This is a genomic window from Curtobacterium sp. AC272, assembly GCF_979258155.1.
Genome location: NZ_OZ409838.1, coordinates 2,354,116 through 2,376,906, shown reverse-complemented (window position 1 = coordinate 2,376,906; position 22,791 = coordinate 2,354,116). Strand labels below are relative to the sequence as shown.

Genomic DNA, 22,791 nt, shown 5'->3' with positions numbered 1-22,791 from the left:
GGCCGTCGTCAGCGGGCAGGCGCCCCGCGGAGCTCGAGGGCGATCTGCTCGGCGTCGAGGTTCTGCAGCATCGACTCGAGCACCTCGGCGTCGAAGGAACCGTCGTCGCGGGCGTCGAGGATCGCCGCACGCTGCGCCTCGAGCACCGCGAGTCGTCGCGCCTTCTCGCGTCCCATCCACGCCCGGAGCTCGGCCGGGTCGGCTGCCTCGAGTTCTTCGCGTGCCCGAGGGCCGGACTCGCGGGTCCCGGGGACGTCCTCGGCCGCCGTCCGCATGAGCTCGAGCAGCCGCTTGCGCTCCTCGGTGTCCCGCGCCGATGTGTCGGGCGCGGGAGCGGCGATCCGTCGGAGCAGCGGGCCGATCGTGCCGCCCTGGACCACGAGCGAGAGCAGGGCCACCGCGAACGCGATGAACACCAGGAGCGATCGTTGCGGCGTCCCCTCGGGCAGGGTCTGCGCGGCGGCGACGGTCACCGCCCCGCGCATGCCGGCCCAGACCACGGCGGTGCCCTCGCGCCAGCCCAGTGGCGCCTTCGTGTAGTACGCGATGTCCGCCAGGGTGCGGCGGACGCGCGTCGTGAACCGGTCGAGTTCTCGCTCCGAGGGCGCTCGGTTGCCCGGCCGGTGCTCGCGGATCACCTCGCTCATCGCGTCGCGGTCGCCGGCGTGCATCTCGGCGAAGCGTTCCTGCATCCGCTCGCCGCGCTTGGCGGCCGCCGACAGCGCGAACAGCAGCGGGACGACGTACGCGGCCCGTACCAGCACGGTGAGCACGAGGGCGCCGACCGCGATGAGCAGCGCCGGACCGATGCCCGCGTGCTCCCGCTGCACGTCGCCGAGGATCCTCGCGAGTTCGAGCCCCATCGTCAGGAACACCGCGCCCTCGAGCACGAGCTCGATGGTCTGCCAGTTCTGCGCGTCCGACAGGCGGTGCCCCGGCGGGAGCTTGCGCGGCCCGACGATCCCGGTGAACAGTCCGGCGACGACCGCGGCCACGAGCCCGGACCCACCGAAGTGCTCGGTCGGCAGGGCGGCGACGAACGGCACCGCGAAGGACAGTGCCGTGTTCACCGCGGCGTTCGGCACCCGGGCGCGGACGAACACGTTCAACCAACCGACGAACCAGCCGATGACCACGGCGATGGCGACGGCCTTGGCGAAGTCGCCGAGCGCACCCCAGAACGAGAACGATGCACCAGCGGTGAAGATGGCCGTCCGGAGGAGGACCAGGGCGGTGGCGTCGTTGAGCAGCGATTCGCCGTCGAGGATCGAGATCGCCCGGCGCGACACCGAGGTCTGCTTGACGATCGAGGTGGCGGCGGCGTCGGTGGGACTGACGATCGCACCGAGGGCGATGCCCCACCAGAACCCGAGGTCCGGCACCACCCAGGCGAAGAACAGGCCGAGCACCAGGCTCGACGCGATGACGAGCAGGACCGACAGGCCACTGATGGCGCCGAACTCGCGCCGGAAGTTCATCGACGGCATCGACACCGCCGACGAGTACAACAGCGGCGGCAGGACCCCGGCGAGGATCCACTCCGGCTCGATCTCCGCGTCCGGGATGAACGGCAGCAGGCTCGCGATGATCCCGACGACGACGAGCACGAGCGGTGCCGCGACCCCGATGCGGGGCCCGAGCACGGCGGCACCGGCGATGGCGATCAGGGCGATGACGCCCACGACGAGGAGTTCGGTCACCGGTCCAGCGTGGCACCGTGCGCGCGATCAGGTCCGGTCGGGTCCGGCGCTGTGGACTGCTCCCGCCTGGACCGAGGGATGCGGAGGGGCGGTGTGGGCGACGACCGCGACGCTGCCGACGGCGAGCACGAGCGCCAGGGCCCCGGCGCTCACCGCTGTGCCGATGCGGCGGAGTCGGGAGCGTCCACCGCGGTCGCGTGGGGCGAACCGGGCCAGTCCGCGGCGGGGTTCCGGCCCGACGAGCCACGGACCGGATCCGTCGTCGTCGTACGAGAACGGCCCGCTGCCGTCCGGCGCGTACCGGTACGGACCGCTGCCGTCCGAGGCGTAGGCCGAGCGGAGGTCCTCCGCGGTCCACCCGAAGTCCTCCGGTGTCGCACGTGTCGTCGCCATGATCGCCCTCCTGCGGCTCTGGAACTGCGGAAGACCAGTCCACCGAGCGTTCCTATGAGTCGACAGTGCGCATCCAGGACGTCTGCCGTGTACCTGCCGGACGCAGGCCGGACCATGTATCTTGATGTCGAGACATCCCGCACCACGAGTAGCGTGGACGTACCGACGGTCGAACAAGGGAGTACCCGCCAGCATGGCCAAGATCATCTACACCCTCACGGACGAGGCGCCGTTCCTCGCCACCCACTCCTTCCTCCCGGTCATCCAGGCCTTCGCCGGCACCGCTGGTGTCGACGTCGAGACCCGCGACATCTCGCTCGCCGGCCGGATCATCGCCCAGTTCCCGGAGCGGCTCACCGACGAGCAGCGCGTGGACGATGCCCTGGCCGAGCTCGGTGAGCTCGCGAAGACCCCCGAGGCGAACATCATCAAGCTGCCGAACATCTCGGCGTCGATCCCGCAGCTCAAGGTCGCGATCAAGGAACTGCAGTCGCAGGGCTACGACCTGCCCGACTACCCGGACGAGCCGAAGACGGACGAGGAGCGCGACGCCCGCGCCCGCTACGGCCGCGTCCAGGGCAGCGCGGTCAACCCCGTGCTGCGCGAGGGCAACTCCGACCGCCGCGCTCCCCTGTCCGTCAAGAACTACGCCCGGAAGCACCCGCACCGCATGGGTGCGTGGAGCGGCGACTCGAAGACGAACGTCGTCACGATGGGCGTCGACGACTTCCGCTCGAACGAGAAGTCCTGGATCGCCCCCGCCGACGACGTCCTGACGATCACGTTCGTCGCCGAGGGTGGCGAGACCCAGGTCCTCAAGCAGTCGATCCCGGTCGTGCAGGGCGAGGTCGTCGACGGCACCGTGCTGCACGTCGCAGCGCTCGAGGCCTTCCTGCAGGACCAGATCCAGCGCGCCGCGGCCGAGGACATCCTGTTCTCCGTGCACCTCAAGGCAACGATGATGAAGGTCTCCGACCCGATCATCTTCGGCCACGTCATCAAGGCGTTCTTCCCGTCGGCGTTCGAGCGCTTCGGTGCCGACCTCGCAGCCGCCGGGCTCACCCCGAACGACGGTCTCGGCTCGATCCTCGCGGGGCTCGACGCCCTGCCGAACGGCGCGGAGATCAAGCAGGCCTTCACCGACGGCATCGCCGCGGGCCCCGAGCTCGCGATGGTCGACTCGGACAAGGGCATCACGAACCTGCACGTCCCGAGCGACGTCATCGTGGACGCCTCGATGCCCGCGATGATCCGCACCTCCGGCCACATGTGGGGCCCGGACGGCGACGAGCACGACACCCTCGCCGTGATCCCGGACTCGAGCTACGCCGGCATCTACCAGACCGTGATCGACGACTGCCGCGTCAACGGTGCCTTCGACCCGGCGACGATGGGTTCGGTCCCGAACGTCGGGCTCATGGCGCTGAAGGCCGAGGAGTACGGCTCGCACGACAAGACCTTCGAGGTCCCCGGTGCGGGCGCCGTCCGCGTGACGAACGCCGCCGGCGACGTCGTCATCGAGCACGACGTCGAGCCCGGTGACATCTGGCGCGCCTGCCAGACCAAGGACGTCGCCATCCGCGACTGGGTCAAGCTCGCCGTCACCCGTGCCCGCGCCTCGGAGACCCCGGCCGTGTTCTGGCTCGACGAGACCCGTGCGCACGACGCGAACCTGATCGGTCTGGTCCGCCAGTACCTGGGCGAGCTCGACACCGAGGGCCTGCAGATCGAGATCCTCTCGCCGGAGGACGCCATGCGCTTCTCGCTCGAGCGCATCCGCCGCGGCGAGGACACCATCTCCGTCACGGGCAACGTCCTGCGCGACTACCTGACCGACCTGTTCCCGATCATGGAGCTCGGCACCTCGGCGAAGATGCTCTCCGTCGTCCCGCTGCTCGGCGGCGGTGGACTGTTCGAGACCGGTGCCGGCGGCTCGGCCCCGAAGCACGTCCAGCAGCTCGTGCAGCAGAACTACCTGCGCTGGGACAGCCTCGGTGAGTTCCTGGCCCTGGCGGTCAGCCTCGAGCACCTCGCCGGCGTGACGGGCAACGAGCGGGCGAAGATCCTCGGTGAGACGCTCGACCGTGCCACCGGGACCTTCCTCGAGCAGGACAAGTCCCCGGGCCGCAAGCTCGGCTCGATCGACAACCGCGGCAGCCACTTCTACCTGGCCAAGTACTGGGCGGAAGAGCTCGCGGCGCAGACGACGGACACCGAGCTCGCCGCGTCGTTCGCCGAGATCGCGGGCAAGCTCGACGCGCAGGAGCAGCAGATCGTCGAGGAGCTGAACGGCGTGCAGGGCCACCCGGCCGACATCGGCGGCTACTACCGCCCGGACGACGCCAAGACGAGCGCGGTCATGCGCCCGTCCGCCACGCTGAACGCGACGCTCGCCGCGCTCTAGACGCACGCACCTGACGGACGGGAGGCCCGGTGCCAGCTGGCACCGGGCCTCCGTCCGTCGCGGCGCGCGTCCGCCCCGCCCGCCCGCCCCGCCCGCCCGCCCAGTCCCCGCCCAGTCCCCGCCCTGTCGCGTCCCGTGAGGTTCCGAAATCTCGGCATCTCGGCCCGCGAACGGGCCGTCTCCGGAACCTCGGCGAACCTGAGCGGCATGTCGTGGAACCTCGCGGCGGCGCGAATTCGCGGCGGCACCACCCCGCGACGCCGGAGCCGGAACGAGGCTCAGGAGCGCGGGACGGGCGGCCCCGCCGCCAGCAGCACCACGAACACCAGAGCGACCGCCACGACCCCGATGACGACCGCGACCGCGGGGCGACGCACCACGAAGAACAGCAGACGGTCCCAGAAACCCGAGCGCGCGTCGGGTGAGCGGCGCCACGGGCCCTCGAGCATGCCTCGGCGGGCGACCGCGACCTCGAACGGGACCGTGGCGTAGGGCACGACGGCGCTGGCCCAGCCGAGCACGAGCGCCCCGAACGACCACCGCTGGTTGACCGCGACGACGGTCGTGACCACCAGGTAGGCCAGGAACACGAAGCCGTGCACCCCGCCGCCGATCCGGACGCCCCAGTCGCCGGCGTCCAGGCCGTACTTGAGCACCATCCCGGCGATGAGCATGGTCCAGGTCACGAGTTCGGCGACCGCGGCGGCACGGAACAGGAGCGGGGAGTCATGCCCACATCGTCGCGGACGCGTCCCGGGAAACCCCGACACTCCGGTGGTCGTATCGATTCGACGCCCGGGGAGGCTAGCGTTGGAGCCATGTCAGTGCCGACCGAGAACCGTCCCCTGAACATCGTCGTCTGGAACGAGAACGTGCACGAGACCCGCGGTGACGCGACGGTCATCGGGCACTACCCCGACGGCATGCACACCGTGATCGCGGCATCGCTCCGCGAGCACCACCCCGACGCCACCGTGAGCACCGCCACGCTGCAGGAGCCCGACCACGGCATCACCGCCGAGCGCCTGGCCACGACCGACGTCCTGTTCTGGTGGGGCCACGCCGCCCACGACGAGGTCAGCGACGCCGTGGTGGACCTGGTCGTCGACGCGGTGCACGCCGGCATGGGCCTGGTGGTGCTGCACTCCGGGCACTACTCGAAGCCGTTCAAGCGCCTGATGGGCACCACCTGCTCGCTGAAGTGGCGCAACGACGGCGAGCGCGAACTCGTCTGGACGATCGCGCCGGAGCACCCGATCGCCGCCGGGGTGCCGCACCCGATCGTGATCGACCGGCAGGAGATGTACGGCGAGTACTTCGACATCCCGCGCCCCGACGAAGAGGTCTTCCTGTCGACCTTCGCCGGCGGCGAGGTCTTCCGGTCCGGGGTCGCCTACCGCCGCGGTCTGGGGAAGGTCTTCTACTTCTCCCCCGGCGACCAGGAGTACCCCGTCTACCACCACCCGGACATCCAGCGCGTGCTGTCGAACGCGGCGGCGTGGGCCGCTCCGGTGTCCGAGCGACGCGAGTTGACGGCCGACCAGCACCCGCGGGACTGGTTCCTGACGGAGGGTGCGGGTAGACAGGGCGCATGACCCAGCTGGACCCCGCCGCGCACCGGACCGCCGTCGTCGAGGCGCTCGGTGTCCTCGGCAGTGGCCCGGAGGAGCGGTTCGACCGCATCACCCGCATGACCCAAGAGGCGTTCGGGGTCCCGCTGACGTTCCTGAACCTGGTGCACGGCAACGTCGTGACGGCGCAGTCGACGCAGGGGTGGCGGCAGGGCGGGAGTGCCCCGGCGGAGCAGGTCTTCTGCTCGACGACGGTGCTCACGAACGAGCCGATGGTGGTGCCGGACGCGCTGCTGGACCCCCGGTTCCGCGACCTGGCAGCGGTCACCGAGCAAGGCATCCGATTCTACGCCGGAGCCCCGTTGTCGATGCTCGACGGCACCCGGGTCGGCACGCTCTGCATCATGGACGCGACCCCGCGCGAGCTGTCGGCGGCCGACCTCGACCTGCTGCGTGACCTCGCACGGTGGGCGGAGCGCGAACTCGGCCACGCGATCGACCGCGATCGGGTGACCCGCGTGCTCGAGGGCCTGGTCCCCGAACCCGTCGAGGTCCCCGGACACGACCTCGACACCCTGGTGCTCCGGACCGAGGACGGCGGCGGAGACGTCGCCGACTGGCGACTCGCCACCGACGGTGCACTGCACGTCACCATGGGGAGCGTCGCGGCGGCCGGACGCGCGTCCGGCCTGTTGGCCTCCGCGGTCCGCGGTGCCGTCGTCGCACGCACCGAAACCGCCATGCAGGACGCGATCGGCGGACTGGAGGCCCAGATCACCGCCGACCTGTCCGCCGCGGACGCCGTCGGTTCGCTCTTCCACCTGCGGCTCGACCCGACGTCGGGGCACGTCGACTTCGGGGACGCCGGCCACGGCCTCGCGGTGCTCGTCCGCGCTGACGGCAGCAGCCGGGCGCTGCACTCGCTCGACCTGCCGCTCGGCCTGCAGCCGGAGTCCGTGCCGCGGTCCCCCGCCACGCTCGACCTGGCGTCGGGCGACCGGCTCGTGGTGTGCACCGAGGGAGTCCTGGCGCTCGAGGGATCCGACACCTCGACGACCTGGCCGCCCTGGTCGCTGCCGAGCCGACCGGTGCCGCGGTCGTCGAACGGGTCCGCGCCCTGGTGCCGGCCGGTGCAGCCCACGACGTGACGCTGGTCGTGCTCGGGCGGCGCTGAACACCGCCCGCTGACGACGCCGCTGCCGCGCAGTCGTGCGCCGCCGTCAGGAGCGGAAGCGGTCCTGCCGTGATCGCGGTGCACCGGTGAGCGCGACGACGAGCAGCGTGGCCAGCAGGCCGAAGCCCGCGAGCTCGATGCCGAGGCCGGCGAGCTGCCAGTAGGCACTGCCGACCACCTGCGGCTGCGTGATCGACTCGGGCCACCACGCGTCGATCAGCGGGAACGAGCCGGGGAACGGGTCGAGGCCGAACACCACGAGCCCGCCGAGCAGCAGGACGACACCGAGCAGCGCCATCACCCCGCGGGAGCGCCCGAGCATGTGGACGACGAGCGCGGCCGCCATCCCGGCGAGGCCGACGACGGCGATCAGGAACGCGAGCACGACGACGGTCTGCGGCGCGAGGGCCACCCAGTCGAGCACCGCGATCGGCAGCAGCAGCCACCGTCCGGTCCGCGCCCACCGCGCGGGGTTCCGCCATCCGTCCATGGCGGCCAACCGTAGGGCACCCGCCCGGACGCGGGCCGTGCGCAGCCTCGGAGCGGACTACGATCGGCAGGTGATGGCCCAGGACGGACGCACCCGGCAGCAGCGGGCGCTCGAGACCCGCGCGGCGATCATCGGGGCCGCGGCTGCCGAGTTCGACGAGCGCGGGTACCTCGGCGCGTCGATGGACGGCGTCGCCGAGCGGATCGGGCTGACCAAGGGCGCGCTGTACTTCCACTTCGCGTCGAAGGCCGACCTCGCCGGTGCCGTGATCGCGCAGCAGCACGAGGTCTCGCGGCGCTACGGCGAAGCCGCGGTCGCCCGGAGCCGGACGCCGCTCGAAGCCCTCATGTGGATGTCACGGGGACTGGCGACCCAGATGGTCACCGAGGTGGTCGTGAGCGCCGGCATCCGTCTGTCGACCGAGGTCGCGACGCACGACGTCCCCCGTCAGGACCCGTACACCGACTGGATGGCGCTCATCGCACAGACCGTGCGCCAGGCGATCGACGCTGGCGAGGTGGACCCGCGGTGGGACCCGGACATGGTCGGACGCGTCGTCATCCCCGCGTACACGGGCGTGCAGACGGTGTCGGACGTGCTCGCCGACCGCACCGACCTGTACGAACGCCTGCGGGAACTCTGGACGGTGCTGCTCGCCGCGCTCGTCACCGAACGCCTCCGGCCAGAGGTCCCGCGACTCGTCGCCATCATCGCGCCGGAATGACGCGGGTCCCCCCAGGGAAACACCCACGTCACCGCTTCACGAGGATACCCAGCGGTCGGTTTCCGCACCCGCCCCCGTTCGCGGGCATGTGTCCACCGGCCCACTAGCCTGAGCCGGTGCCCACACCACCGGCAGAGGTCGACGTCGACGTCCCGCTCGTCCGGGCACTGCTGCGCGCCCAGCACCCTGACCTGGCGGACCGACGGCTCGTGGTCGTCGCGAACGGCTGGGACAACGTCATCGTGCGACTCGGCGACGAGTACGCCGTGCGGTTGCCGCGTCGGGAGCTCGCGGCACGCCTGGTCGAGCACGAGCAGCGGTGGCTGCCGGAGATCGCCGCCCTCGTCGCACCCGTCGTCCCGGTGCCGGCTCCGGTGCGCGTGGGCCGTCCGGCCCTCGGGTACCCCTGGTCGTGGAGCATCGTCCCGTGGCTCCCGGGAGCACCCGTCGGTGAGCGTGCTGCCGGTGTCCGGGTCGCCGAGGCCCTCGCGGAGTTCGTGCGACGGCTGCACGTGCCGGCTCCGCCGGATGCTCCGGCGAACCCGTTCCGTGCGGTGCCGTTGGCGACGCGCAGCGACGGCGTCCTGACGCGACTCGCCACGCAGGACGTGCCCCGGGCCGTGGAGCTGGCAGCGGTCTGGCGGACCGCGGCGGCGCTGCCGACGCACACCGGGCCTCCGTCTGGGTGCACGGCGACCTGCACCCGTTCAACCTGCTCGTGGACCGCACGCCGGACGGCGACGAACGCCTGTCGGCGGTCGTCGACTTCGGCGACGTGACCTCGGGGGACCCCGCCGTCGACCTCGCCACCGCCTGGCTGACGCTCGACCGGGAGGCCCGCCACGCGTTCCGGACGCTGGTCGCCGCTCCGGACGGCACCTGGGGACGCGCGCGCGGGTGGGCGATCGCGCTCGCCTCCGCGCTCGCGACGTCCGACGAACGCGCCTTCCGGAGCGTCGCGCGGCGCAGCATCGACGCGGTGCTGGACGGCTGAGACCCGCGGGGCTATCGTGACCGCACCATCCGTGCACAGCCGATCGGAGGGGCCCTCATGACCCTCGAGTTCCGCGTCCAGCACGACGTCGCCACCGACGCCTCTCCCGCCCCCACCCGATCCGAGCGAACCGGCCTCCGCGGGTTCCTCGACCGCCTCGCCGAGCGCCGCGCCGCCGCACGCGTCCGACGGGTCGAAGCCCGGCTGCAGGAACTCGGCGAGCTCGAGCACCTGCTGTCCGACGCGCGTGGCGTCGTCGAACGCGGCTGGATCCAGCACGCCTGGTTCGCGTACCTCGACGAGCACGGCCGGATGCGGAAGGCCACGAGTGCCGCCGCGATGGACGTGCAGGGGCGACCGCTCGTCGCTGCCTGCCTGGTCGGCGCGGTCGTCTCGGCCGCTGGCGGGCCGCACGCCGTGCACTCGCCGCGGGTCCAGCACTCCCTCGACCTGGTCTGGCACGCGCTCGCCGTGGACGAGGGCGCGCCGGTGCTCTGGTGTCCGGCGCCCGACGTCCGGATGGGCCGCGTGCGCGACCTGACGAGCTGGAACGACGCCCCTGCGCGCACCTCGGCCGAGGTGGCCGGGCTGCTGCTCACCGCGGAGCGGGTGGCCGTGCAGGAATCGGCACGCCTGCAGGACGTCGTGGTGGCACGATCGAGGGCATGAGCAGCACCGACGCCGTCCCCGAGGTCCACCCCGCGACGACCACCGGCCTCGCGTCCAGCGGGAACTCCGCCCTGTCGGACGAGGGCGCGTCGTCGGACACCGATCCCCTGGCCTCGGCCGCCGCGGTGAAGCGGACGCTGCACCGGTACCTGCAGAAGCACCGCGCCGCGCTGCTCGGCAAGCTCGACGGCCTGGCCGAACGGCAGGCCCGCTGGCCGGTGACCCCGACCGGCACGAACGTGCTCGGGCTGGTGAAGCACGTCGCCGGTGTGCAGGCCGGGTACTTCGGCGAGGTCTTCGGTCGACCGTTGCCCGACGCGCCCGCCTGGCTCGAATCGGAGGACGGCGAGGACATGTACGCGACGCTCGACGAGACCCTGGACGACGTCGTTGCCTTCCACCACCGCAGCGCAGCGCACGCCGACGCGACCATCGAAGCGCTCGACCTCGACGCCCGCGGCACCGTCCCCTGGTGGCCGGAAGAGCTCCGCGAGGTGACGCTCCACCGCATCCTGGTGCACATGGCGTACGAGACGGCCCGGCACGCGGGGCACGCCGACATCGTGCGCGAGATGCTCGACGGACTGGCGGGCGACGGGGACGGCAACCTGGCCGACAAGAGCCCGGAAGAGTGGGTCCTCTGGCGCGAGCAGCTCGTCGACATCGCCGAGCGGTCCGGCCTCCGGGGCTTGGCCATGTAGCCGATGGCCCCTCACGATCGTTACCGTTCTCTCAGGCTCGACGGTCGAACTGGCCGCTGACCAGGGGTTCTCGCTCGGCTGTCTGCACAGGAATCGATCGTCTCCGCTGCGCCTCGTCGTGCGACCGGTCCGTGCCCTGCGTAGCTTTGGCGCAGCTTGTGCCCCGACCCGTGGGCAGTTCGGCCGACCGGAAGGGGAGCGCCCACCCGTGTTCCAGTACGTCGTGGAGCGATGGAGCCAGATCTGGTTCTCGTCGTGGCAACACTTCTCACTGGTGGTCCAGTGCACGGTGCTCGCCACGGTCATCGCCGTGGTGCTCGCCACACTCGTCTACCGCAGTCCCCGCCTGACCTCCGTCGCGAACGGGGTGTCCGCCATCGGCCTCACCCTGCCGTCCTTCGCGGTCATCGGCCTGCTCATCGTCCCGCTCGGCTTCGGCGTGCTGCCGTCCGTCGTGACGGTCGTCTTCTTCGCCGCGCTCCCGATCCTGCGCAACGCGGTCGTCGGCCTCGCCGAGATCCCGCCGAGCGTGGTCGAGTCCGCGCGCGGCATCGGCATGAGCCGGTTCCGGACCCTCGTGCAGGTCGAACTGCCGATGGCCTGGCCGATCATCCTGAGCGGCGTCCGCGTGTCCGCCCAGATGGTGATGGGCATCGCGGCCATCGCCGCGTACGCGCTCGGCCCCGGGCTCGGCGGCTTCATCTTCTCCGGACTCTCGCGCCTCGGCGGCGCGAACGCCCTGTACTCCGTGGTCGTCGGGGTGGTCGGCGTCGTCCTGCTCGCCCTCGTCCTCGACCTGCTCCTCCTCGGCCTCGGCCGCCTGACCATCTCGAGAGGTATCCGTGTCCAGCACTGACTCCGCCACCACCACCGCGCCCGACGGGGACGTCACCGGCCGCAGCATCCTGCTCGACGAGGTCACCAAGCGGTACCCCGGACAGTCGAAGCCCGCCGTCGACGGCATCACCCTCGAGATCCCGGCCGGCAAGATCGTCATGCTCGTCGGCCCGTCCGGCTGCGGCAAGACGACGACCCTCAAGATGATCAACCGCCTGATCGAGCCCACCGAGGGCCGCATCGTCGTCGGCGACGACGACGTGACCGGCATCGACGCCGACGAGCTCCGCCGCCGGATGGGCTACGTGATCCAGGCCGGCGGGCTCTTCCCGCACATGACCGTCGCAGCGAACATCGCGATCGTGCCGAAGATGCTCGGCTGGTCGAAGGAGAAGATCGCGGCGCGCGTCGACGAGCTGCTCGACCTGGTCTCGCTCGACCCCGCCACCTACCGCGACCGCTACCCCCGCGAACTCTCCGGCGGGCAGCAGCAGCGCGTCGGCGTCGCCCGGGCGCTCGCCGCGGACCCGCCCGTCCTGCTGATGGACGAGCCGTTCGGTGCGGTCGACCCGATCACCCGGCAGCGCCTGCAGGACGAGCTCCTGCGCATCCAGGAAGAGCTGCACAAGACGATCGTCATCGTCAGCCACGACTTCGACGAGGCCGTGAAGCTCGGCGACTGGATCGTCATCTTCACCGAGGGCGCCCACATCGTGCAGTACGACACCCCGGAGCGGATCCTGGCGGAGCCGGCGAACGAGTTCGTCGAGAACTTCATCGGATCGGGCGCCGGGCTGAAGCAGCTCACCCTGAACCGCGTCCGCGACGTCGAGGTCGTCTCCGCGGTGACCTGCTCCCCGGCGAAGAGGCGAAGGCCGTCCTGCAGCGCATGCAGGAGGCCGGGGGTCACGGGCACGCCGTCGTGGTCGACCGTCGGCAGCGGCCGATCGGCTGGCCGTCCCGACGGCAGCTCGAGCGCCTGGACCGGATCCCGGACGGCGTCGACCCGGAGCTGCCCATCGTGGGCGAGGCCTCGACGCTCAACGACGCCCTCGACACCATGCTCGTCTCGAGCGCGGGGGCCGCACTGGTCACCGGTCGGGGCGAGGCGTTCCGCGGTGTCATCACGGTCGAGGTCGTCATGGAGGCCATCACCCGGTCGCGTGCGGCAGCGGCCGACGACCGCGCGTACACGCCGGTCGGCACGAACACCAACCAGATCGAGACGCTGCCGTCCTCGCCGGCCGCGCCCGTGATCGCGCCCTCCGGGGAAGACCTGTGAGTGCTGTCACCGCCGGACCCGCCACCGGCGCCAGCACGTCCTGGAAGGGCCTGCTGTTCCAGCCGATCGCGATCCTGGTCGTGCTCGCCGGGTTCGCGGTCTGGCTCGCCACGGCCGACCTCACGCCCACCGAACGCACGACGCTCAACCCGGCCGACATCCTCGACCTGACCGGGCAGCACCTCGTGCTGACCCTGCAGGCGACGGTGCTCGTGCTCGTGATCGGCATCCCGCTCGGCATCGTGCTCACGCGCGGTCCCCTCCGCCGGGCAAGCCCGTACGTGCTCGCCGTCGCGAACTTCGGGCAGGCGGCCCCCGCTGTCGGCCTGATCGTGCTGCTCGCCGCGTGGCTCGGCCTGAACAGCTGGTCCGCCGTGGTCGCACTCGTGCTCTACGCGATCCTGCCGGTCCTCCGGAACACCATGATCGGCGTGCAGAGCGTCGACTCACGCCTCGTCGAGGCCGGCCGTGGCATGGGCATGAGCGCGTTCAGCGTCCTGATGCGCGTCGAGCTGCCCCTCGCGGTGCCGGTCATGCTCTCCGGCATCCGGACGGCGCTCGTGCTGCTCGTCGGCACCGCGAGCCTGGCCACCTTCGTCGGTGCCGGCGGCCTCGGTCTCCTCATCACCACGGGCGTGACGCTGTTCCTGCCGAAGGTGCTCGTCGCCGGTGCGCTGCTCGTGGCGCTCCTCGCCCTCTCCATCGACTGGCTCGGCCGCGTGGTCGAGACCGTCGCACGTCCGAAGGGACTCCGATGAACCGCCGTACCCGCCGCCTCCGCCGCGGGGCCGCCGTCGCACTCGCCGGTGCCACTGCGCTCGTCCTGGCCGGCTGCGGCCTGCAGCCCGCGACGTCCTTCGTCCCCGAGGCCGGCCCAGGCACCATCGAGCGCATCGACGACCTGCCGGACGGTGCCCACATCACCGTGACGTCGAAGAACTTCACCGAGCAGCTCGTGCTCGGCAAGATCGCCGTGCTCGCCGCGAAGGCCGCCGGGTTCGACGTCACCGACGAGACCAACGTGCCGGGCAGCGTCGCCGTCCGCGAGTTGATGACCTCGCACGGTGCGGACTTCACGTACGAGTACACCGGCACCGCCTGGCTGACCTTCATGGGCCACGCCGAGGGGATCCCGGACAAGACCGAGCAGTGGGAAGCGGTCAAGAAGGAGGACGCCGGCAACGGGCTCACGTGGCTGAACCCGGCGCCGATGAACAACACCTACGCGTTCGCGGTGCGGGACGAGGCGGTCAAGGAGCTCGGCGACATCACGACCCTGTCCGACATCGCGAAGCTCCCCGTCGACCAGCGCACCTTCTGCGTGGAGTCGGAGTTCAACTCGCGTGCCGACGGGTTCAAGCCGATGCTCGAGAAGTACGGCTTGGAGCTCGGCGGTTCGGGCGACAACGGGATCCCGAGCGACAACGTCAGCATCCTCGACACCGGCACGGTCTACACGGCCACCGACCGCGGCAAGTGCAACTTCGGCGAGGTCTTCACCACCGACGGCCGCATCAAGTCGCTCGGCCTGACCGTGCTCGAGGACGACAAGGGCTTCTTCCCGGCGTACAACGTCGCGCCGGTGCTCGACTCGGCCACGCTCAAGGAGTACCCGCAGCTCGCCGACGTCTACGACCAGATCTCGCCGAAGCTCACCGACGCGGTGCTGCAGGAGCTGAACCGTCAGGTCGACGTCGAGGGGCGCGAGCCGGCCGACGTCGCGTTCGACTGGATGGTGAAGGAGGGCTTCATCACGAAGCCGTGACGGCGATGCGCGTAGCCGTGTCGCGGATCGACGCGACGACGCGGGCACGGACCTCTTCCGGGTCGGAACCCTCGTGCCGCGCCGAACTCCGCAGGCCGGTCATGCACATGCCGAGCAGCATCTCGGCGGCCTGCGGAGTCGCGGCGTCCGGCCCCCACGCCGGATCGCGTTCGAGGATCGTGCGCACCGCGCCCGTCATCGCCTCGGCCACGGTCGTCATCCGGCTGACCTGGCGGCGCATGAGCTGCGGGAAGCGCACGATCACCTCTTTCCGGGCGAGCCGCTCGTGCTCGTCGCCGAACGACGAGCCGAACACCAGGAACGCCAGGTCGACCACGGCCTGCGCAGCCGGCTCCCCCGCGACGGTCTCGAGGTGCGCTGCCAGGGTCTCAGCGTCCAGGTCGAGCTCGGTGTGCCCGAGGACCGCGTCCTCCTTGCTCTCGAAGTAGTTGAAGAACGTGCGCGGTGACACCTCGGCGCGTGCGGCGATCTGTTCGATCGTGGTGTGGTCGATGTCCTGCTCGAGCGCGAGGGACCGAGCCGCCTCCGCGATGCGGTGGCGTGTCTCGATGCGCTTGCGGTCGCGCAGACCCATCTCGGTGGCGGGCGCGGTGTCGGGCATGGCCCGACTGTAACCGGAACGTCACATGATCTACAGCAAACGCAAACTTGCAGTCGTGCAGCGGACACTACGGTGGGGCCATGACCACTCCCGTGCTCGAGGCCCGTGACCTCGCCAGGACCTACGGCCGAGGCCCGACGCGGTTCGACGCGCTCAAGGGGGTGTCACTCCGGGTGCACCAGGGCGAGAGCCTGGCGATCGTCGGCAAGTCCGGGTCGGGCAAGTCGACGCTCATGCACCTGCTCGCACTGCTCGACAAGCCGTCGACCGGGCAGGTCCTGCTCGACGGGACCGATGCGGCGACCCTCGGCGCGCGGCAGGTGAACCGCACGCGCAACAGCACCTTCGGGTTCGTGTTCCAGCAGTTCTTCCTGACCCCCAAGACCTCGGTCCTCGACAACGTCGTGCTGCCGCTCAAGATCGCGGGCGTCTCCGGAGCCGAACGGAAGCGCCGCGGCATGGCGGCGCTCGACTCCCTCGGTCTGGCCGACAAGGCGAAGAACGACGCCAACGACCTGTCCGGCGGGCAGAAGCAGCGCGTGGTCATCGCACGCGCGCTGGTCGGTGAGCCGAGCGTCATCTTCGCCGACGAGCCGACCGGCAACCTCGACACGAACACCGGGCAGGTGGTCGAGGACATGCTCTTCGGCCTGCAGCGCGAACGCGGGATCACGCTCGTCGTGGTCACGCACGACGAAGAACTCGCGGCCCGCTGCGACCGCAGCGTCAACGTCCGCGACGGACTCATCGTCGGTGGATCGGACGGCACGCCCACCGCCGGTGCCGCGGTCGACCAGCAGGCCACGCACGGAAGGCACTCCGCATGAACTTCCTCGACCTGCTCCGCACCGCGGTCTCGAACACCTTCCGGTCGAAGCTGCGCACGACCCTGACCGTCATCGCGATCTTCATCGGCGCCTTCACGATCACGCTGACCTCGGCGATCGGCACGGGGGTCAGCAACTACATCGACACCCAGGTCTCGTCGATCGGCGACACCGGTTCCCTGACCATCACGAAGGCCGTCGACACCGCGTCGACCGACAGCGGCCCGGCGAAGTACGACCCCGACGAGTCCGGCCAGAGCGTCGACCGCGGTCCGGCGTCGTTCTCGTACCTGTCGCAGTCCGACGTCGACGACATCCGCGCGATCGACGGCATCAAGAGCATCCGTCCGGCGGTCGCCCTGGCGCCGAAGTACGCCGAGCACGGCGACGACGGCAAGTACGTCGTCTCCCTGACCGCAAACGCGGGTGAGCTCGACGCCGACCTGGCGAGCGGGAAGCAGCTCGACGACGACACCGACGCGAACCAGGTGATCCTGCCGACGAACTACCTGGAGAACCTCGGACTCGGCAGCGCGAAGGCCGCCGTCGGCAAGGAACTCACCTTCGCGGTGGACGACTACCAGGGCAAGGAGCACACCCTCACCGCGACGGTGGTCGGTGTGCAGAACGAGTCGCTGTTCGGCGGCGGTGCCGGGGCGAACGCCGCGCTCACCGACGCGATGCAGGCCGCGCAGGAGATCGGCAAGCCGGACTCGATCGCGACCTCGTACGCCAGCGCCACCGCGACGCTCGACTCCGGGGCCTCCGCGACCACGGTCAAGAACGCGCTGTCGGACGCCGGGTTCCTCGGGCAGACCATCCAGGACCAGCTCGGCCAGTTCCAGACCGTCATCAGCGGCATCGTCGGGGTCCTGAACGCCTTCGCCGTCATCGCCCTGGTGGCTGCGGGCTTCGGCATCATCAACACGCTGCTGATGAGCGTGCAGGAACGCACCCGCGAGATCGGCCTGATGAAGGCGATGGGCATGGGCGGCGGCAAGGTCTACACGCTGTTCTCGCTCGAGGCGGTCTTCATCGGGTTCCTCGGCAGCGCCATCGGAGCCGGGGTCGCGATCCTGCTCGGGACCGGGATCTCGAACGTGCTCGCGGGCACGCTGCTCAAGGACCTGCCGGGCCTGCAGATCATGCAGTTCGCGCCGAGTTCGGTGGCGACGATCATCCTCGTCGTGATGTTCATCGCGTTCCTCGCCGGCACCCTCCCCGCACGCCGCGCCGCACGGCAGAACCCGATCGAGGCACTCCGGTACGAGTAGGGCCGGGCGTGCATAGTCTCTGACGGGTGGCGGCATTCGGGCGGGACCTCGGCGACGGGTACACGCTGACGCTGCGCGACCTGACGACGGTCGACCCGGTGCTGGAACTCGTGCGCGCGAACCTCGACCGGCTGCGGGCGGCCGAACCGTGGGCGTGGGATCCGCAGGACCGCGACACCATCGGGCTGCACACCGAACGGCTGCTCGGCCAGTTCGCGATGGACCGCGCGCTCCCCTGCGTCATCCGCTCCGACGACCGCATCGTCGGGGTGGCGTCGCTGACCTTCGACCCGTACCTGGGTCAGGCGTCACTCGGCTACTGGGTGGACGCCGGACACGAGGGCCGCGGTGTCGCGGGACGAGCCGCCGGGGTCCTGGTCGAGGTCGCGCGGGCACGCGGCACCGCACGGCTCGAGATCCGGACCGGCGTCGACAACGTCCGCAGCCGCGCGCTCGCCGAACGGCTCGGGTTCGCCCTCGAGGGCACTCTGCGGGGTGCGCTGCCGCTCGGGCCCGTCCGCGCCGACGTCGCCGTCTACGGCCTGCTGCTCTAGGCGCGTCTCTCCCGCCGACGTGCGCGTGCGTCAGGAGCCCTGCGTCGCCCCCTGCCAGACCGCGAACACACCGCCGACGACCGCCAGCACGAGCAGCAGGATCCAGACGGCGAGCGCGATGAGGTTCAGGAAGATCCCCCAGCCCGCACGACCATGGGCGAGCGGTTCCCGGCTGCGCGACGCGACGCCCAGGCACAGCCCGACGATCGGCGCGACGAACGTCCAGCCGGCGAGCAGCGAACAGATCCCGAGGACGAGGCTCGCGGTGCCGAGACCGGTGCGGGGGACTCCGTGTACGTGACCATGCACCCGACGCTACGAAACCACTCGGGGCGTGTCGTCCCTCCAGGGCGTGATCCGGGTCCACCTGCCGACGGATGGTCACCGGACGCCGGTATCGTCGGAGCATGGCCTTGTTCGGACGACGCAACCACGACGTGCGCGATCGACCCATCAGCCAGGTCGAACTGAAGCGGGCCGTCGACGAGGGGTTCCTCATCGCGAAGGCCGCGGTCACGATCGCGGTCGGCAACCGGATCATCACCAACGCGCTGCGCGACCAGGGGTACTTCGACCACGCGCTGATCGCCGAGGCCGCGCGTGAGGAACTCCACCGCATGGCCGAGGAGCAGCGGGGCGACGCCGCGCGCATGCGGGAGATCCGGTCGACGTCGAGCAAGTCGAAGGGCCGTTCACGGCACCAGCACGACTACCGCCGCGGTGACGACCTCAAGCTGCGCACGCGCGAGGCGACGTACGAGCAACTCGCGACGATGCTCGACAAGCGCCGTGACGACCAGCACTTCGTCGACGGCATCGTGCTCGCCGCCCGCGCCCGAGCCTGGGACGACATCGGCACCACGGTCGTCGGGCGCCTCGGCTGGGCCCAGCGTCCGGCCGACGACTACGAGATCGGCCGTGACGACCGCCTGCAGCAGATGCTCGACGAGGACTTCGCGACGTTGCTGGCCGAGCACCCCGTCGGCTCGACCCCGGTCGACGCCGACGAGCCCGACGACGCCGACGGCGACGAGGACGGCTCCGACCCGGCCGACCCCGACGTCGCCCGCCCCTGAACCGGTACTTGATATTCCACCCCGGCGTCGCTAGGCTGATCGGGTAACGCCCCAGGACCATTCGGCACCGCCGGACTCCTGGGGCGATTGCTGTTCAACACGGCAGTTCGGGGAGCGCAATGATCGATCCAGCGACGTTGCCGGAGTTGCCGCATCTGCTCAGCGCGCCACGGTTCAACCGGTACGCGGCTCGGTACGGCGGCCGCGTTGACCTCGGATCTCGGCTGTACGCCTGGAACTGCGAGATCGCGGCGGCGTTCTGGGGGCCGGTCGGGTGCCTCGAAGTGTTCGTCCGGAACGCGATCCACGACCAACTCCGACGATCCCGCCGGGACGACTGGTGGAACGACCCAACGGTCCGGCTCCTGGATCGAGAGCGTCGGGCAGTGAGCGATGCCACCCGGACACTCGTCCGCCGTGGCGTGAGCGACCCCGAGCCGGATCAGATCGTCGCGGCCACGAGCTTCGGGTTCTGGGTGGGGCTCACGGACGCGGGGGTCCCGCGAGATCCGTTGTGGAGCTACGAGACGACGCTGTGGCAACCCCGACTCGTGCACGCCTTCCCCCGGCTGGGGAAGGTGCGCCGAAAGCAACTGCATCGTCGCCTCGATGACGTCCGCCGGTTCCGCAACCGTCTCGCGCACCACGAGCCCGTCCACGCGGCTCCACTCGAACGGATCCGCGATGACATCATCGCGATCGCGGGGTACGTCGACCACGATGCTGCGGCCTTCATCGCCGGAGCACAACGGATCGACGCCGTCGTGGCCCGGAAGCAGATCGCTGTCTCATCCGGAGCCTCGGTCATCTGACCGGGACCACGCGCAGACACGAGTCCCTAGGCTCGGACCATGGTTGATGCGGTGGTGGTCGGGGCCGGACCGAACGGACTCGCAGCGGCGGTGACGCTCGCCCGTGCGGGCCTGTCCGTCGAGGTGGTCGAACGGAACGACACGATCGGCGGTGGTGCGCGCACCGCCGAGCTCACCCTGCCGGGGTTCCTGCACGACGTCTGCTCGGCCGTGCACCCGATGGCGCTGCAGTCCGAGTTCTTCCGCCTGTTCCGGATGGAGCAGCGCATCGAGCTCCGTCTGCCCGAGGTGCAGTACGGGCATCCGCTCGACGGGGGCGCGCGGGCATCGCGTACCAGGACCTCGAGCGGACGGCCGCCGAGCTCGGTGTGGACGGCCCGGCCTTCCGGAACCTGATGGGTCCGCTCGCCCGCGCGGCCGACCAGGTCGCCGACTTCGCCACCGACGCCCTGCTGCACGTGCCGCGACACCCGCTCACGGTGCTGCGGTTCGGCCTGCGCGCACTCGAGCAGGGCAGCAGCGTCTGGAACGCCCGTTTCCGGCAGGACGCCGCCCCGGCGATGGTCTCCGGGGTCGCGGCGCACTCCATCCAGCACATGCCCTCGCTGGCGACGGCCGCCGCGGCGCTGTCGCTCGGCGCCTACGCGCACGCCCGCGGCTGGCCCGTGCCGATCGGCGGCAGCCAGGCGATCGTCGACGCGCTCGCCGACGACCTCGTCGCGCACGGCGGACGGATCGTCACCGGGCACGAGGTCCGGTCGCTCGGTGACCTCACGCCGGCGAAGGCGGTGCTCTTCGACACGAGTGTCCCCGGCATGCTGCGGATCGCCGGCTCGCAGATCCCCACGCCGAAGCGCGGTGCGCTCCGCCGGTTCCGGTTCGGCAACGCGGCCGCGAAGGTCGACTTCGCGCTGTCCGACCCGGTGCCGTGGACGAACGAGGCGCTGCGCCGGGCCGGCACGGTGCACATCGGCGGGACACGAGCCGAGATCGCCGCCGCGGAGGGCTCGGTCGCACGCGGCCGGCACGCCGAACGGCCGTACGTGCTCGGCTCCGAGCCGACCGTCGTCGACCCGACCCGCGCGCCGCGGGGCAAGCACGTCTTCTGGGCCTACGCGCACGTGCCGGCGGGGTCCGACGTCGACCAGACCGAAGCGATCACGCGTCAGGTCGAACGGTTCGCACCGGGGTTCCGCGACACGATCCTGCACACGTCGAGCCGGACGGCCGCGCACATGGCGGACCACAACCCGAACTACGTCGGCGGCGACATCGCCGCGGGTGCCGCGAGCTTCTGGCAGCTCGTGAAGCGCCCGGTGCTGTCCAGCGACCCGTGGCGGATGGGCGGCGGCATGTACCTGTGCTCCGAGTCGTCCGCGCCCGGCCCCGGCGTGCACGGCATGGCCGGTTGGCGTGCCGCGAAGAGCGCTCTCCGGCACACCTTCGGGCTGCCCGACGACGTCGACCTCACCCCGGAAGGCTGATCACCATGGCGAAGAACGTCCGCATCCTGCACTGTGCTCCCGAGGACGTCTTCGACGTGCTCGGCGACGGCTGGCTCTACACGACCTGGGTGGTCGGCGCCTCACGCATGCGGAAGCAGGAGGCCGGTTGGCCGCAGGTCGGCACGCACCTGCACCACTCGTTCGGTGCCTGGCCGCTCGTCATCGACGACGTCACGACCTCGCTGGTGTGGGACCCGCCGCACCGCATGGTGATCCAGCCGAAGGGGTGGCCGATCGGTGAGGCCCGCGTGGAACTGACCGTGGAGCCGCACCGCAGGGGCTGCAAGGTGACGATCGTCGAGAACGCGGTGGCCGGTCCGGGCGCCTACGTCCCGGACTTCCTCATGCAGCCGCTCATCTGGGTCCGGAACCACGAGACGCTGCGCCGCCTCGGGTGGGTGGCCGTCGGACGCGCCGCGAACGCCTGAGACGTCCCACGAGCCGGACGGGAGGCCCGTGGCGGCGCCGCCACGTCCCTCCCGTCACGGCCGTCGTGCCGCTGGCGCGTCACGCCGGAACCGGCGGGTGGGGCCCACCTCCCGTCCGGCTCCTGGTCGCGTCGACTACTCGGCGCGCGAGAACTCGCTGGCGCGCGCCACCTGCTCGTCCGTCAGGGCGACGCCCGTGTAGCGCTCGAACTGGCGCGCTGCCTGCAGCGCGATGACCTCGGCGCCGGTGATGACGTGCTTGCCGGTGTCCCGCCCCGCACGGACCAGCGGGGTCTCCGACGGGAACGCGACCACGTCGAAGACCGTGTGGGCCGCCTCGATCCGGTCCTGCGCGAAGGCGAGCGCGTCCTGCTGGTCGCCCCGCATGCCGAGCGGCGTGACGTTGACCACCAGGTCGGACTCCCCCGCCTCGCGCTCCTCGGCGACCCACTCGTAGCCGTACTGCGACGCGAGCGCCGGGCCGGTCTGCTCGTTGCGGGCGACGACCGTCAGGCGGTCGAAGCCGGCGCCGCGGAACGCCGCGGTGACGGCCTTCGCCATGCCGCCGGAGCCGCGGAGCAGCACCCGGGACGCGGTGTCGACGTCGTGCGACCCGAGCAGCGCGGCGATCGCCTCGTAGTCGGTGTTCGACGCGGTGAGCACGCCGTCGTCGTTCACGACCGTGTTCACCGACTGGATGGCGGCGGCGGACTCCTCGACGTGGTCGACGAGCGGGATGATCGCCTCCTTGAAGGGCATCGACACCGAGCAGCCACGGATGCCGAGGGCGCGGATGCCGGCCACGGCGCCGGGCAGGTCGGTCGTGGTGAACGCCTTGTAGAGGAAGTTGAGCCCGAGCTCGTCGTACAGGAAGTTGTGGAAGCGGGTGCCGATGTTGCTCGGCCGGGCCGCGAGCGACATGCAGACCTGCATGTCCTTGTTGAGGATGGGCATGCGGCCAGTCTCCCACCGTCGTAACGATGGAGCGG

At 71.1% G+C, this 22,791-nt stretch carries 24 protein-coding genes and 2 pseudogenes; 19 read left to right on the top strand and 7 right to left on the bottom strand.

The genetic code is table 11. The annotated features are described in order from the left end of the window. Nucleotides 1-8: 8 nt before the first annotated feature. On the bottom strand, nt 9-1,700 hold the full coding sequence (locus tag ACZZ0J_RS12105; RefSeq protein ID WP_463437135.1) for a cation:proton antiporter: 1,692 nt from the start codon (nt 1,698-1,700) through the stop codon (nt 9-11). A gap of 27 nt (nt 1,701-1,727) precedes the next feature. Continuing rightward, nucleotides 1,728-2,093: a hypothetical protein gene (locus tag ACZZ0J_RS12100; protein ID WP_463437134.1), complete on the bottom strand. Its 366-nt coding sequence runs from the start codon at nt 2,091-2,093 to the stop codon at nt 1,728-1,730. Between the two features lie 193 nt (nt 2,094-2,286). Between ACZZ0J_RS12100 and ACZZ0J_RS12095 the strand changes: the two genes are divergently transcribed. Beyond that, on the top strand, nt 2,287-4,497 hold the full coding sequence (locus ACZZ0J_RS12095) for an NADP-dependent isocitrate dehydrogenase (protein WP_463437133.1): 2,211 nt from the start codon (nt 2,287-2,289) through the stop codon (nt 4,495-4,497). Nucleotides 4,498-4,775: 278 nt separating this feature from the next. Here the strand turns inward: ACZZ0J_RS12095 and ACZZ0J_RS12090 are convergent, their stop codons facing one another. Continuing rightward, nucleotides 4,776-5,183 (bottom strand): DUF3817 domain-containing protein, encoded by a 408-nt coding sequence (locus ACZZ0J_RS12090; RefSeq protein WP_463437132.1) that lies wholly within the window; start codon nt 5,181-5,183, stop codon nt 4,776-4,778. A 132-nt stretch (nt 5,184-5,315) separates the two neighbouring features. Between ACZZ0J_RS12090 and ACZZ0J_RS12085 the strand changes: the two genes are divergently transcribed. Further along, entirely contained in the window at nt 5,316-6,092 is a 777-nt protein-coding gene (locus ACZZ0J_RS12085) for a ThuA domain-containing protein (protein ID WP_463437130.1), read from the top strand. Next, a complete protein-coding gene (locus tag ACZZ0J_RS12080) occupies nt 6,089-7,216 on the top strand; it encodes a PP2C family protein-serine/threonine phosphatase (protein ID WP_463437128.1) in 1,128 nt (375 codons plus the stop codon). The genes ACZZ0J_RS12085 and ACZZ0J_RS12080 overlap by 4 nt, the downstream gene beginning before the upstream one ends. 72 nt (nt 7,217-7,288) lie before the next feature. Here the strand turns inward: ACZZ0J_RS12080 and ACZZ0J_RS12075 are convergent, their stop codons facing one another. After that, on the bottom strand, nt 7,289-7,732 hold the full coding sequence (locus tag ACZZ0J_RS12075) for a hypothetical protein (protein ID WP_194647291.1): 444 nt from the start codon (nt 7,730-7,732) through the stop codon (nt 7,289-7,291). 73 nt (nt 7,733-7,805) lie between these two features. Between ACZZ0J_RS12075 and ACZZ0J_RS12070 the strand changes: the two genes are divergently transcribed. From ACZZ0J_RS12070 to ACZZ0J_RS12030, 9 genes and pseudogenes are all read left to right on the top strand, one after another. After that, nucleotides 7,806-8,456, top strand: a complete 651-nt coding sequence (locus ACZZ0J_RS12070; protein WP_463438180.1) for a ScbR family autoregulator-binding transcription factor — start codon at nt 7,806-7,808, stop codon at nt 8,454-8,456. A gap of 116 nt (nt 8,457-8,572) precedes the next feature. Beyond that, nucleotides 8,573-9,235, top strand: a complete 663-nt coding sequence (locus tag ACZZ0J_RS12065; protein ID WP_463437126.1) for a phosphotransferase — start codon at nt 8,573-8,575, stop codon at nt 9,233-9,235. Beyond that, nucleotides 9,175-9,450: a phosphotransferase gene (locus ACZZ0J_RS12060; protein ID WP_463437124.1), complete on the top strand. Its 276-nt coding sequence runs from the start codon at nt 9,175-9,177 to the stop codon at nt 9,448-9,450. The genes ACZZ0J_RS12065 and ACZZ0J_RS12060 overlap by 61 nt, the downstream gene beginning before the upstream one ends. A 57-nt stretch (nt 9,451-9,507) precedes the next feature. Then, nucleotides 9,508-10,119 carry a DUF6197 family protein gene (locus ACZZ0J_RS12055; RefSeq protein WP_123339389.1) on the top strand — a complete coding sequence of 204 codons (612 nt, stop codon included), beginning with the start codon at nt 9,508-9,510 and terminating at the stop codon, nt 10,117-10,119. Beyond that, nucleotides 10,116-10,820: a DinB family protein gene (locus tag ACZZ0J_RS12050; protein ID WP_123339390.1), complete on the top strand. Its 705-nt coding sequence runs from the start codon at nt 10,116-10,118 to the stop codon at nt 10,818-10,820. The genes ACZZ0J_RS12055 and ACZZ0J_RS12050 overlap by 4 nt, the downstream gene beginning before the upstream one ends. 208 nt (nt 10,821-11,028) lie before the next feature. After that, entirely contained in the window at nt 11,029-11,676 is a 648-nt protein-coding gene (locus tag ACZZ0J_RS12045; RefSeq protein ID WP_111083581.1) for an ABC transporter permease, read from the top strand. Beyond that, nucleotides 11,663-12,939, top strand: a pseudogene (locus ACZZ0J_RS12040) (ABC transporter ATP-binding protein). Before ACZZ0J_RS12045 ends, ACZZ0J_RS12040 begins: the two are co-directional and overlap by 14 nt. Further along, complete coding sequence (locus ACZZ0J_RS12035) at nt 12,936-13,697, top strand: ABC transporter permease (RefSeq protein ID WP_123937044.1); 762 nt, start codon at nt 12,936-12,938, stop codon at nt 13,695-13,697. Before ACZZ0J_RS12040 ends, ACZZ0J_RS12035 begins: the two are co-directional and overlap by 4 nt. Beyond that, the gene (locus tag ACZZ0J_RS12030; protein WP_123671359.1) at nt 13,694-14,704 is read left to right on the top strand and encodes a glycine betaine ABC transporter substrate-binding protein; all 1,011 of its coding nucleotides are present in this window, start codon (nt 13,694-13,696) and stop codon (nt 14,702-14,704) included. The genes ACZZ0J_RS12035 and ACZZ0J_RS12030 overlap by 4 nt, the downstream gene beginning before the upstream one ends. Here ACZZ0J_RS12030 and ACZZ0J_RS12025 read toward each other — a convergent pair. Continuing rightward, a complete protein-coding gene (locus tag ACZZ0J_RS12025) occupies nt 14,691-15,326 on the bottom strand; it encodes a TetR/AcrR family transcriptional regulator (RefSeq protein WP_463437121.1) in 636 nt (211 codons plus the stop codon). The two genes, ACZZ0J_RS12030 and ACZZ0J_RS12025, sit on opposite strands and share 14 nt — an antisense overlap. Before the next feature lie 80 nt (nt 15,327-15,406). Between ACZZ0J_RS12025 and ACZZ0J_RS12020 the strand changes: the two genes are divergently transcribed. From ACZZ0J_RS12020 to ACZZ0J_RS12010, 3 genes are read left to right on the top strand one after another with little or no spacing between them, the layout of a single operon-like run. Next, complete coding sequence (locus ACZZ0J_RS12020; RefSeq protein ID WP_463437119.1) at nt 15,407-16,153, top strand: ABC transporter ATP-binding protein; 747 nt, start codon at nt 15,407-15,409, stop codon at nt 16,151-16,153. After that, nucleotides 16,150-17,427 carry an ABC transporter permease gene (locus tag ACZZ0J_RS12015; protein ID WP_463437117.1) on the top strand — a complete coding sequence of 426 codons (1,278 nt, stop codon included), beginning with the start codon at nt 16,150-16,152 and terminating at the stop codon, nt 17,425-17,427. Before ACZZ0J_RS12020 ends, ACZZ0J_RS12015 begins: the two co-directional genes overlap by 4 nt. Before the next feature lie 26 nt (nt 17,428-17,453). After that, on the top strand, nt 17,454-17,981 hold the full coding sequence (locus ACZZ0J_RS12010; protein WP_123339396.1) for a GNAT family N-acetyltransferase: 528 nt from the start codon (nt 17,454-17,456) through the stop codon (nt 17,979-17,981). A gap of 30 nt (nt 17,982-18,011) precedes the next feature. Here ACZZ0J_RS12010 and ACZZ0J_RS12005 read toward each other — a convergent pair whose 3' ends face one another. Further along, on the bottom strand, nt 18,012-18,290 hold the full coding sequence (locus ACZZ0J_RS12005; protein WP_463437115.1) for a hypothetical protein: 279 nt from the start codon (nt 18,288-18,290) through the stop codon (nt 18,012-18,014). A gap of 98 nt (nt 18,291-18,388) precedes the next feature. Between ACZZ0J_RS12005 and ACZZ0J_RS12000 the strand changes: the two genes are divergently transcribed. From ACZZ0J_RS12000 to ACZZ0J_RS11985, 4 genes and pseudogenes are all read left to right on the top strand, one after another. After that, a complete protein-coding gene (locus tag ACZZ0J_RS12000; protein WP_111083572.1) occupies nt 18,389-19,057 on the top strand; it encodes a hypothetical protein in 669 nt (222 codons plus the stop codon). 386 nt (nt 19,058-19,443) lie between these two features. Then, the gene (locus ACZZ0J_RS11995) at nt 19,444-19,869 is read left to right on the top strand and encodes a hypothetical protein (protein WP_260212645.1); all 426 of its coding nucleotides are present in this window, start codon (nt 19,444-19,446) and stop codon (nt 19,867-19,869) included. A 39-nt stretch (nt 19,870-19,908) separates the two neighbouring features. Further along, a pseudogene (locus ACZZ0J_RS11990) lies at nt 19,909-21,353 on the top strand (phytoene desaturase family protein). 5 nt (nt 21,354-21,358) lie between these two features. Further along, nucleotides 21,359-21,802, top strand: a complete 444-nt coding sequence (locus ACZZ0J_RS11985; protein ID WP_463437113.1) for an SRPBCC family protein — start codon at nt 21,359-21,361, stop codon at nt 21,800-21,802. A gap of 135 nt (nt 21,803-21,937) precedes the next feature. Here ACZZ0J_RS11985 and ACZZ0J_RS11980 read toward each other — a convergent pair whose 3' ends face one another. Next, nucleotides 21,938-22,756, bottom strand: coding sequence for a shikimate 5-dehydrogenase (locus tag ACZZ0J_RS11980; RefSeq protein ID WP_463437111.1), 819 nt, complete (start codon nt 22,754-22,756; stop codon nt 21,938-21,940). Nucleotides 22,757-22,791 lie beyond the last annotated feature (35 nt).